This window comes from Streptococcus sp. HMSC071D03 (genome assembly GCF_001812125.1).
In the GTDB taxonomy this organism is placed as follows: Bacteria; Bacillota; Bacilli; order Lactobacillales; family Streptococcaceae; genus Streptococcus; species Streptococcus pseudopneumoniae_N.
Genome location: NZ_KV807787.1, coordinates 1 through 10437 on the forward strand (window position 1 = coordinate 1; position 10437 = coordinate 10437).

Below are 10437 nucleotides of genomic sequence, written 5' to 3' on the forward strand. Positions count from 1 at the left end.
TTTTGTCTTGTTCTTGTTTCAATTGACTATAACTTTGCTTAATGTAACTTCTTAGAAATAAAAAGAAAGATTTGATTCATAATAGAGTCAAATCTTTTTTTGAGTTTAAGAAGTGAAAATCTTGTTTGGGGGTTAAAATGCGTTCCAAATGAATAGGAAGATAAAAATACAACCCCAAGCGTTGCCTGTTCTCTTTTGAATGACGAGCATACCATAAATCAAGATAAAAACAGACAAAGCCTCTAAAATGGCATGGAGATGAAAGCTAATCATCCCATGAATCATCAGACAGATAAGAGCACAAGTCAAGGCTCCGTAATCAAGACAAGTCTGATGTGATGGAAAGCGACAGTTAATTTTGTTTGCAATGACAACATAATTAAAACCTTCCCAGAATCCCCAGATAAGTCCAATAAGGAGGAAACCCAAGATATTTGTCGGAAAAGAACTTGCCAGAACTTCTCTGGTTAAGAGGATGGATTGAAAGGGGATATAGGAATGAATCTGCCCTCTACTGATGAGAAAAAGAAGTAAGGGGAGACAGAGAGTAGCCGTCTGAATGAGGGTTGGGAGGAAGTGTTTAGCTAGCAAACCATATTGTTTCCAGCTTTCTTTTCTTCGAATCATTACCACGCTAGTCCCCAATCCAGCAACACAAAACTGGAGAGTTGCGAGAAAAAGAAGACGAGTCCAGACGGGAAACTCTGTTTGGTGAGAGAAATCAAGTATTTGTTTTTGGAAAAGGATGTATCCTATAAACGAAAGAATTGTCAAAATGGCAATGATATTGAGGTCTGAATCTGCCTCTTTTTGCTTATCTGTTAGAGTATTTTTCATCATTTAGAACTCCTTATCTTATTTTTTATTATAAAACAATAAGAAATAAAGGGCAATAAAGAACTGGAAAAGTTTAAGGTTTTGCTATCTCTTTTATTGATTTTGTGATATAATTAACACGTAAAAAAAATTAAGGAGTCTTTCCAAATGGCAAAATTGACTGTTAAAGACGTTGAGTTGAAAGGGAAAAAAGTTCTCGTTCGTGTTGACTTCAACGTTCCTGTAAAAGATGGCGTGATTACTAACGACAACCGTATCACTGCAGCTCTTCCAACTATCAAGTACATCCTTGAACAAGGTGGACGTGCAATTCTCTTCTCTCACCTTGGACGTGTAAAAGAAGAAGCAGACAAAGCTGGTAAATCACTTGCTCCTGTAGCTGCTGACTTGGCTGCTAAATTGGGTCAAGAAGTTACTTTCCTTCCAGGTGTAACTCGTGGTGCTGAATTGGAAGCAGCTATCAACGCTCTTGAAGATGGACAAGTTCTTTTGGTTGAAAACACTCGTTTTGAAGATGTTGACGGTAAGAAAGAATCTAAAAACGATCCTGAACTTGGTAAATACTGGGCATCACTTGGAGATGGTATCTTCGTAAACGATGCATTCGGTACTGCTCACCGTGCACACGCATCTAACGTTGGTATCTCAGCAAACGTTGAAAAAGCAGTTGCTGGATTCCTTCTTGAAAACGAAATTGCATACATCCAAGAAGCTGTTGAAGCTCCAGAACGTCCATTCGTGGCTATCCTTGGTGGTTCAAAAGTTTCAGACAAGATCGGTGTTATCGAAAACTTGCTTGAAAAAGCTGATAAAGTTCTTATCGGTGGTGGGATGACTTATACATTCTACAAAGCACAAGGTATCGAAATCGGTAACTCACTTGTAGAAGAAGATAAATTGGATGTTGCGAAAGCTCTTCTTGAAAAAGCAAACGGCAAATTGATCTTGCCAGTTGACTCGAAAGAAGCGAACGCATTTGCTGACTACACTGAAGTGAAAGACACTGAAGGTGAAGCAGTTGACCCAGGTTTCCTTGGTCTTGACATCGGTCCAAAATCTATCGCTAAATTTGACGAAGCTTTGACTGGTGCGAAAACAGTTGTATGGAACGGACCTATGGGTGTATTTGAAAACCCAGACTTCCAAGCTGGTACAATCGGTGTCATGGACGCTATCGTGAAACAACCAGGCGTTAAATCAATCATCGGTGGTGGTGACTCAGCTGCCGCAGCTATCAACCTTGGTCGTGCAGACAAGTTCTCATGGATCTCTACTGGTGGTGGAGCATCAATGGAACTTCTTGAAGGTAAAGTTCTTCCAGGACTTGCAGCTTTGACTGAAAAATAAGAATATAAAAAAGGAGAACTCAGCTTCTCCTTTTTTTGCGTTCTTTTAAAGTATGGGAGTACCGAGGGATAATTGGACAGAATCCAAAAAAAACAGTAAAATAGAGGAATACCAATCTAAATGAAATTTGAGTGATGAACGTGAAAAAAAGAGACAATCTTACAAAAACAGCTATTTGTGGTATTATCAATGTCACCCCAGATTCTTTTTCTGATGGAGGCCAGTTTTTTGCTGTTGAGGAAGCTTTGAAGCAGGCTCGAAAATTGATATCTGAAGGAGCCACTATCTTAGATATCGGTGGAGAATCAACTCGCCCGGGCAGTAGCTATGTTGTTGAGATAGAAGAGGAAATCCAGCGTGTTGTTACAGTGATTAAAGCGATTCGCAAGGAAAGTGATGTCCTCATCTCTATTGATACTTGGAAAAGTCAGGTAGCAGAAGCTGCTTTGGATGCTGGTGCCAATATAGTCAATGATATCACTGGTCTTATGGGTGATGAGAAAATGGCCCATGTGGTTGCTAAGGCTGGTGCGAAAGTAGTCATTATGTTTAATCCAGTCATGGCGCGACCTCAGCACCCTAGCTCGCTCATCTTCCCTCATTTTGGTTTTGGTCAAACCTTTACAGAAAAAGAGTTAGCTGACTTTGAAAAAATGCCAATTGAAGACTTGATGGAGGCTTTCTTTGACAGAGCCCTATCGAGAGCGGACGAAGCTGGAATCGCACAAGAAAATATCCTGTTGGATCTAGGAATCGGCTTTGGTCTGACCAAGAAAGAAAATCTGATTCTTTTACGGGACTTGGATAAACTACATCAGAAAGGTTATCCAATCTTTCTTGGAGTGTCGCGCAAGCGGTTTGTCATCAATATCCTAGAGGAGAATGGTTTTGAAGTCAATCCTGAGACAGAACTTGGTTTCCTTAATCGGGACACGGCCTCTGCTCATGTAACCAGTATCGCTGCGAGACAGGGGGTAGAAGTGGTACGAGTGCATGACGTAGCTAGTCACAGGATGGCAGTTGAAATTGCCTCCGCTATTCGTCTGGCTGATGAAGCGGAAAATTTAGATTTAAAACAATATAAATAAGATGAAAGAATTTGAAAACAATCAGTGGATTGCTCACTATCGGACGGACCAGCCGCATTTTGGATTGGAACGAATGGTGGAACTGTTAGCTTTGCGTGGCAATCCCCATCTCAAACTCAAGGTCATCCATATTGGTGGAACCAATGGAAAGGGCTCTACTATAGCTTTTTTGAAGAATCTGTTGGAAAAGATGGGGCTAAGAGTTGGTGTCTTTAGCTCTCCTTATCTGATTCATTATACCGATCAGATTGTCATTAATGGGGAATCTATCCCAGAAGCGAGATTAGAGTCCTTGATGGCGGATTATCGTTCACTACTTGAAGGAGAGTATGATCAAGCCTTGCAAGGAACGACAGAATTTGAGATTATAACAGCCATAGCCTATGACTACTTTGCCGCAGAGCAAGTAGATGTGGCTATCATGGAAGTGGGCATGGGTGGACTTTTGGATAGTACCAATGTCTGCCAGCCAATTTTAACAGGAATTACGACTATTGGACTGGACCATGTAGCCCTACTTGGTGACAGCCTGGAAGCCATAGCAGAGCAGAAAGCTGGTATTATCAAACAAGGTATTCCCTTGGTAACAGGTCACATTGCTCCAGAAGCCTTGTCGGTTATCGACCAGATTGTGAAAGCGAAACAAGCTTCTAGGCTTGCTTATGGGGAAGATTATCAAGTTAGCCATCATGAGAGTGTGGAGACGGGCGAAATCTTTGATTATTCAAGCTCAGTCAGACAAGGTCGTTTCCAAACAGGATTGCTTGGTTTGCACCAGATAGAGAATGCAGGGATGGCGCTGGCCTTGTTAGATAGCTATTGCAAAGAGACTGGTCAAGAATTGCCAGATAATGCTTTAGTGGCTCAAGCTTTGGAAGAAACAAGCTGGCCTGGGCGCTTGGAAGTTGTTTCTAGAGAACCCTTGATGATTTTGGATGGAGCACACAATCCTCATGCTATCAAGGCCTTGTTGGCTACTTTGAAAGAACGCTTTACGGACTATCAGAAGGAAATCCTCTTTACTTGTATCAAAACCAAGGCCTTGGAGGATATGTTGGACTTGCTAGAAACTTTGTCCAATACTAAGATTACACTAACTCATTTTGAGGATAGTCGGGCGACGGATGAAAAAGTCTTGAAAGAGATGGCTGATTCTAGAAATCTCAACTACCAAAGTTGGCAGGAATTTCTAGACAAAAAATTATCAGAAAATGAAGAGAAAAAAACAGTTAGGATTATCACGGGCTCATTATACTTTTTAGCCCAAGTGAGAGCCTACCTAATGGAGAGGAAAAATTAGAATGGATACACAAAAGATTGAAGAAGCTGTAAAAATGATTATCGAGGCAGTTGGTGAGGATGCAAATCGCGAAGGTTTGCAGGAAACACCTGCCCGTGTCGCTCGTATGTACCAAGAGATTTTTTCAGGTCTTGGGCAAACTGCTGAAGAGCACCTGTCAAAATCCTTTGAGATTATCGACGATAATATGGTGGTAGAAAAGGATATCTTTTTCCATACCATGTGTGAACACCACTTCTTGCCATTTTATGGTAGAGCGCATATTGCCTATATTCCAGATGGCCGTGTAGCAGGTTTGTCTAAGCTGGCCCGTACGGTTGAAGTTTATTCGAAAAAACCACAAATTCAAGAACGTTTGAATATCGAAGTGGCCGATGCCTTGATGGAGTATCTAGGTGCTAAAGGAGCCTTTGTTGTCATTGAGGCGGAACATATGTGTATGAGCATGCGTGGTGTCAGAAAACCAGGCACTGCAACCTTGACGACAGTAGCTCGTGGTCTATTTGAAACAGATAAGGACCTTCGAGATCAGGCTTATCGTTTAATGGGACTATAATACTCTTCGAAAATCAAATTCAAACCACGTCAGCGTCCATCTGCAACCTCAAAACAGTGTCTTGAGCAGCCTGCGGCTAGCTTCCTAGTTTGCACTTTGATTTTCATTGAGTATAAAAAGAATCCGCTTTGGGCGGATTTTTCTAGAAAGGACTAGTTATGGATCAACTGCGAATTAAAGACCTAGAAATTTTCGCCTTTCATGGACTCTTTCCTAGTGAGAAGGAACTGGGGCAGAAGTTTGTCGTTTCAGCCACCCTATCCTATGATATGACCAAGGCTGCGACAGACTTGGATTTAACTGCTTCTGTACATTACGGAGAACTTTGCCAGAAATGGACGACATGGTTTCAGGAAAATACTGAGGACTTGATTGAAACAGTAGCCTACAAACTAGTAGAGCGTACTTTTGAAACCTACCCTCTCGTTCAAGAGATTGAGCTGGAACTAAAAAAACCTTGGGCACCTATCCATCTACCGCTGGATACTTGTTCAGTAACCATCCACCGTCGCAAACAGCGTGCCTTTATCGCTTTAGGAAGCAATATGGGGGATAAGGCGGCTAATCTCAAGCAAGCTATTGACCAAATGCAAGCTCGTGGCATCCACATTCTCAAAGAGTCTAGTGTCTTGACGACCGAGCCTTGGGGTGGTGTGGAGCAGGATAGCTTTGCCAATCAAGTCATTGAAGTGGAAACCTGGTTGCCAGCTCCAATCTTGTTAGAAACCTTGTTAGAGATTGAATCAGAGATGGGACGGGTTAGAGAGGTTCATTGGGGACCTCGCTTGATTGACCTGGATTTGCTTTTTGTAGAGGACCAGATCATCTATACAGACGATCTCATCTTGCCTCATCCTTATATTGCTGAACGCCTCTTTGTCCTAGAATCACTCCAAGAAATAGCTCCGCATTTCATCCATCCAATACTGAAACAACCAATTCGTCACTTGTATCAAGAATTGAAAAAATAAGAAAACTCTAGTTTCCTAAGTAGATAGGGGAAGCTAGAGTTTTTAAAATAGGTCATTTTCTTCTGGTAGGAGAATGGTTTCCTTCCCATCCATATCTAGCACCAGAACTTTAGGTGGATAGAGTGGGTCAAAGGGATGGTTGAAGTCAAAGTCAATCGTTGTTGGAAGATGTTGACTAGAAAAACGAAAAGTGATGGAGCCTTCATTATTCAAAAGCCGAAATTCCAATTCATCTTCTAGATCAAAAACATGCTTTAAAAAATGATCGATTATATACCAGATTGAATCGATAACATCGTCGGGTAAATTGGTCACTACACCGAAACTAGCGCATCGTCTATGAGAATCTGTAAAAGCCATCCCTATCTCCTAATTGATTTTTTTATTATCATACTGCAAACTGCTAGAAAAATCAAGAAAAGTCAACTACCTTTAAAAAGATGGGAATGATTTTGAAATTTTTTCAACGAATCTTCATCAAATGCTTGAAAATGCTTACAATTAGTGGTAAAATGAGAACAGTAGAATCATGAAAACAAAATTTTCAAAGTAGAAAGGAAACGGAATGAACACAGATGATACAGTAACAATTTATGACGTTGCCCGAGAAGCGGGAGTGTCAATGGCGACTGTCAGTCGTGTTGTCAATGGCAATAAGAATGTCAAGGAAAACACCCGTAAGAAAGTTCTAGAGGTCATTGATCGCCTTGACTACCGCCCTAATGCAGTAGCTCGTGGTCTAGCAAGCAAGAAAACAACAACAGTTGGAGTTGTTATTCCAGATATCACAAACACTTATTTCTCTACCCTTGCTAAAGGGATTGACGATATCGCGGAAATGTACAAATACAACATCGTCCTTGCTAACAGTGATGAGGATGATGAAAAGGAAGTATCTGTGGTCAATACTCTCTTTTCTAAACAGGTGGATGGCGTTATCTTCATGGGTTATCATTTAACTGAGAAGATTCGCTCAGAGTTTTCACGCTCACGCACACCTGTGGTTCTTGCAGGAACAGTGGACATAGAACACCAACTTCCAAGTGTCAATATTGACTATAAACATGCTACTGTTGATGCAGTCCGCCATCTCTTGAAACGAAATAAAAAAATTGCCTTCGTTAGTGGACCATTAGTGGATGATATTAATGGCAAGATTCGCTTGGCTGGTTACAAAGATGCTTTGAAAGAAGCGGGAATTAACTACAGTGAAGGTCTTGTTTTTGAATCAAAATACCGTTATGATGATGGTTATGCCTTGGCAGAACGCTTGATTTCTTCTAAAGCAACAGCAGCGATTGTAACAGGTGATGAATTAGCGGCAGGTGTTTTGAACGGACTTGCTGACAAGGGAGTTTCTGTACCGGAAGACTTTGAAATTATCACCAGTGATGATTCACAAATCGCGCGCTATACTCGTCCAAACCTAACCACCATTGCGCAACCTTTGTATGATCTTGGTGCTATTAGTATGCGTATGTTGACGAAGATTATGCATAAGGAAGAGTTAGAAGAGCGTGAAGTTCTTTTGCCACATGGTTTGGTAGAACGTCATTCAACTCGTAAAGATTAACCAGAAGAGGTCGGGATAAAAATCCCGACCTCGCTTTTTAGTAGTAAAAACTTTTTGGTCAATGGTTCAAGCATTAAGTTGGTGGTTGGAAGCTCTCGGAGTGAACTAGAAAACAAGACTTGATCTAGTAATTTCTATCTCACCGACTTTTTTATACTCAATGAAAATCAAAGAGCAAACTAGGAAACTAGCCGCAAGATGCTCAAAGCACTGCTTTGAGGTTGTAGATAAGACTGATGAAGTCAGTAACCATACCTACGGCAAGGCGACGTTGACGAGGTTTGAATTTGATTTTCGAAGAGTATTATCCTTCCATATAGGCTCGTAATTCATCCCCTGTAAGGCCAGCATTGATAGCAATGAGGAGTTTGAGACGGGCCTTTTGAGCGTTTAGCTCTTTGACAAAGAAGATACCAGCATTTTGTAGACAAACGCCACCCCCTTCATAGGCATAAACAGGTTCAGCAATCCCGTTAAAACAACGAGAAACCAAGGCGATTGGGAGTCCTTCTTGAATAAGGGCGTTCAATTTTTGTGATGTTTCCTTGGGGACATTTCCAGCACCAAAGGCCTGGATAATAAGACCATCTAGCTGGTCAACAGGAAGCAAATCAAGGAGTTCTTCTGTCATGCCAGCATAGACTGGAATAATTGGAACCAAGCCATGGATCCTATCAAGGTCAAAACGAACACGGGGTTCAGCTGTTTTGAAGTAGAGAATCTCGTGTTTCATGATGAGCCCAAGAGGGCCGTGGGTCGGCGTTTGAAAGGTACTAACATTTGTCGTATGCGTCTTGGTCACATACTTAGCAGCGTGGATTTCATCATTCATCACGACCAAGACACCCTTATCAGCAGCCTTATCGTCACTCGCTACGCGTAGGGCACTGAGATAATTGTAGACACCATCGCTTCCGAGTTCGTTGGAACTACGCATGGCCCCTGTTAGTACGATCGGTTTGTGAGGAACCTCCATGGTATCGAGGAAATAGGCAGTTTCCTCCAAGGTATCTGTCCCATGTGTAACTACGAAACCGTCATAATGATCAGACTCCTCTTTGATTTTTTGATAGAGGGCCAGCATATGCTTGGGTTTAATATGGGGACTTGGCAGATTAAAAAAGTCGAGGGCGTGGACTTCAACTCCTTCAAGTGGATTGGATACATGATTCATAGGGTTTTCTTGGCTAGTTACAACAGCGCCAGAGTCATCGGCTTGCATGGAAATAGTACCACCCGTATGTAAAACAAGGATTTTCTTAGGCATGATTTACTCACTCTTTCTGAAATGTGGTATAATCATTGTATCACAAAAGGGGAGAATGAGGTAGGATGGAAGTCAAAGCTGTTTTTTTTGATATCGATGGAACACTAGTCAACGATCGCAAGAGTGTTTTGAAATCCACTAAGGACGCGATTAAGATTGTGAAGGAACAGGGGGTGCTTGTTGGAGTAGCGACAGGGCGAGGACCTTTTTTTGTTAAGGATTTAATGGAAGATTTAGATCTGGATTTTGCCATAACCTATAACGGCCAATATATCTTTAATAAAGACAGAGTTTTGTTTACAAGTCCTCTTTCCAAGTCTCATTTACGGCAGTTGATCACCTATGCCAAAAAAGAGGGCAAGGAGATTGCTCTAGGGACCAAGGATGCCATGCTGGGTTCGAAAATCATGTCTTTTGGCCTAGGTTCTTTTTCTCAAAGGGTGAGTCGTTTTATCCCCTCTATGTTGACTCGTACAGTTAGTCATTCCTTTAATCGAATGGTGAGTAAGGTTGTTCCTCAGAAGGAAGAAGACTTGCTTCAGTTGATGAATCAGCCCATTTATCAAGTTTTGATGCTAATGACGCCAGAAGAATCTGAGAAAGCAGCAGCTGATTTTAAAGACTTGAAATTAACTCGTAGTAATCCTTTTGCAGCCGATGTCATCAACCAAGGAAATTCCAAGTTAGAAGGCATTCGCCGAGTCGGAAAAGAGTATGGTTTTGATCTCAATCAAGTCATGGCCTTTGGTGATTCGGATAATGACCTAGAAATGTTGGCGGGTGTTGGGATGTCAGTTGCTATGGGCAATGGTAGTAGCAGTGTCAAGGAAGTGGCGAAGCATATCACAACCAGCAACCAGCAAGATGGGATTCACAAGGCCTTGGAACACTTTGGTGTTTTGGCTTCAGAGAAAGTCTTTGTCAGCCGTGACTATCATTTCAATAAGGTCAAGACCTTCCACCACATGATGGATGAACGAACTCAGGAAGAACCAAAGGCTTGGGATTTAGAAGGTGCCACCCATAGAGCGGGATTTAAGATAGAAGAACTGGTCGAGTTTGTTCGAGCTGCTAGCTCTTCTGAAGAAGACTTCGAACGGGCAGTTGGACAGTTACACCAAGCATTGGATCAAGCAGCAGAGAAAGTAGTCAAGAAGACACCTGCTCAACAAGATTTGATAGGGCAAGTAGATGCCTTAATTGATACCTTGTATTTCACCTATGGTAGCTTTGTTTTGATGGGAGTGGATCCAGAAAGGATTTTTGATATTGTCCATCAAGCCAATATGGGTAAAATGTTTCCCGATGGAAAAGCTCATTTTGATCCAGTTACTCACAAAATCCTAAAACCAGATGACTGGGAGGAGAGATATGCTCCAGAACCAGCCATTAAAAAGGAAATTGAGCGTCAGATAAAGGCCTATGAACGCCACAAGGAAAGAGCCGATAAGAAATAGGCGATAGAAAAGGGCTCTTTGTCAACTGTAGTGGGTTGATG

General features: G+C 41.7%; 10 protein-coding genes. 7 read left to right on the forward strand and 3 right to left on the reverse strand.

Annotated features, from left to right (window positions below):
- Positions 1-132 precede the first annotated feature (132 nt).
- A complete protein-coding gene (locus tag HMPREF2837_RS08040) occupies positions 133-840 on the reverse strand; it encodes a hypothetical protein (RefSeq protein ID WP_239665536.1) in 708 nt (235 codons plus the stop codon).
- Positions 841-984: 144 nt separating this feature from the next.
- Between HMPREF2837_RS08040 and HMPREF2837_RS08045 the strand changes: the two genes are divergently transcribed.
- The 5 genes from HMPREF2837_RS08045 to folK all read left to right on the forward strand — a co-directional run bounded on the left by HMPREF2837_RS08045 (position 985) and on the right by folK (position 6099).
- The gene (locus HMPREF2837_RS08045) at positions 985-2184 is read left to right on the forward strand and encodes a phosphoglycerate kinase (protein WP_001096781.1); all 1200 of its coding nucleotides are present in this window, start codon (positions 985-987) and stop codon (positions 2182-2184) included.
- Positions 2185-2318: 134 nt separating this feature from the next.
- Positions 2319-3272 (forward strand): dihydropteroate synthase, encoded by a 954-nt coding sequence (gene folP, locus HMPREF2837_RS08050; RefSeq protein ID WP_075230827.1) that lies wholly within the window; start codon positions 2319-2321, stop codon positions 3270-3272.
- 1 nt (position 3273) lies between these two features.
- Positions 3274-4572: a bifunctional folylpolyglutamate synthase/dihydrofolate synthase gene (locus tag HMPREF2837_RS08055; RefSeq protein WP_075230828.1), complete on the forward strand. Its 1299-nt coding sequence runs from the start codon at positions 3274-3276 to the stop codon at positions 4570-4572.
- A 1-nt stretch (position 4573) separates the two neighbouring features.
- The gene (gene folE / locus HMPREF2837_RS08060) at positions 4574-5128 is read left to right on the forward strand and encodes a GTP cyclohydrolase I FolE (protein ID WP_000380927.1); all 555 of its coding nucleotides are present in this window, start codon (positions 4574-4576) and stop codon (positions 5126-5128) included.
- Positions 5129-5286: 158 nt separating this feature from the next.
- A complete protein-coding gene (folK, locus tag HMPREF2837_RS08065; protein ID WP_049549059.1) occupies positions 5287-6099 on the forward strand; it encodes a 2-amino-4-hydroxy-6-hydroxymethyldihydropteridine diphosphokinase in 813 nt (270 codons plus the stop codon).
- A 42-nt stretch (positions 6100-6141) separates the two neighbouring features.
- On the opposite strand, the gene HMPREF2837_RS08070 is transcribed toward folK, so the two are convergent.
- Positions 6142-6459, reverse strand: a complete 318-nt coding sequence (locus HMPREF2837_RS08070) for a DUF960 domain-containing protein (RefSeq protein ID WP_060955265.1) — start codon at positions 6457-6459, stop codon at positions 6142-6144.
- A 205-nt stretch (positions 6460-6664) separates the two neighbouring features.
- Here HMPREF2837_RS08070 and ccpA point away from each other — a divergent pair, with 205 nt between their 5' ends.
- Positions 6665-7672, forward strand: a complete 1008-nt coding sequence (gene ccpA / locus HMPREF2837_RS08075) for a catabolite control protein A (RefSeq protein WP_049503580.1) — start codon at positions 6665-6667, stop codon at positions 7670-7672.
- A 304-nt stretch (positions 7673-7976) separates the two neighbouring features.
- Here ccpA and HMPREF2837_RS08080 read toward each other — a convergent pair whose 3' ends face one another.
- Complete coding sequence (locus HMPREF2837_RS08080) at positions 7977-8939, reverse strand: asparaginase (protein WP_075230829.1); 963 nt, start codon at positions 8937-8939, stop codon at positions 7977-7979.
- A gap of 65 nt (positions 8940-9004) precedes the next feature.
- Here HMPREF2837_RS08080 and HMPREF2837_RS08085 point away from each other — a divergent pair, with 65 nt between their 5' ends.
- The gene (locus HMPREF2837_RS08085) at positions 9005-10396 is read left to right on the forward strand and encodes a Cof-type HAD-IIB family hydrolase (RefSeq protein ID WP_075230830.1); all 1392 of its coding nucleotides are present in this window, start codon (positions 9005-9007) and stop codon (positions 10394-10396) included.
- The last annotated feature ends 41 nt before the right edge of the window (positions 10397-10437 follow it).

Excerpts from the sequence above, each read along its gene's own strand:
- HMPREF2837_RS08085 (WP_075230830.1), top strand. The coding sequence starts at position 9,005 with ATGGAAGTCAAAGCTGTTTTTTTTGATATCGATGGAACACTAGTCAAC.
- folP (WP_075230827.1), top strand. The coding sequence starts at position 2,319 with ATGAACGTGAAAAAAAGAGACAATCTTACAAAAACAGCTATTTGTGGT.
- HMPREF2837_RS08070 (WP_060955265.1), bottom strand. The coding sequence starts at position 6,459 with ATGGCTTTTACAGATTCTCATAGACGATGCGCTAGTTTCGGTGTAGTG.
- folE (WP_000380927.1), top strand. The coding sequence starts at position 4,574 with ATGGATACACAAAAGATTGAAGAAGCTGTAAAAATGATTATCGAGGCA.
- folK (WP_049549059.1), top strand. The coding sequence starts at position 5,287 with ATGGATCAACTGCGAATTAAAGACCTAGAAATTTTCGCCTTTCATGGA.
- HMPREF2837_RS08045 (WP_001096781.1), top strand. The coding sequence starts at position 985 with ATGGCAAAATTGACTGTTAAAGACGTTGAGTTGAAAGGGAAAAAAGTT.
- ccpA (WP_049503580.1), top strand. The coding sequence starts at position 6,665 with ATGAACACAGATGATACAGTAACAATTTATGACGTTGCCCGAGAAGCG.
- HMPREF2837_RS08055 (WP_075230828.1), top strand. The coding sequence starts at position 3,274 with ATGAAAGAATTTGAAAACAATCAGTGGATTGCTCACTATCGGACGGAC.
- HMPREF2837_RS08080 (WP_075230829.1), bottom strand. The coding sequence starts at position 8,939 with ATGCCTAAGAAAATCCTTGTTTTACATACGGGTGGTACTATTTCCATG.
- HMPREF2837_RS08040 (WP_239665536.1), bottom strand. The coding sequence starts at position 840 with ATGATGAAAAATACTCTAACAGATAAGCAAAAAGAGGCAGATTCAGAC.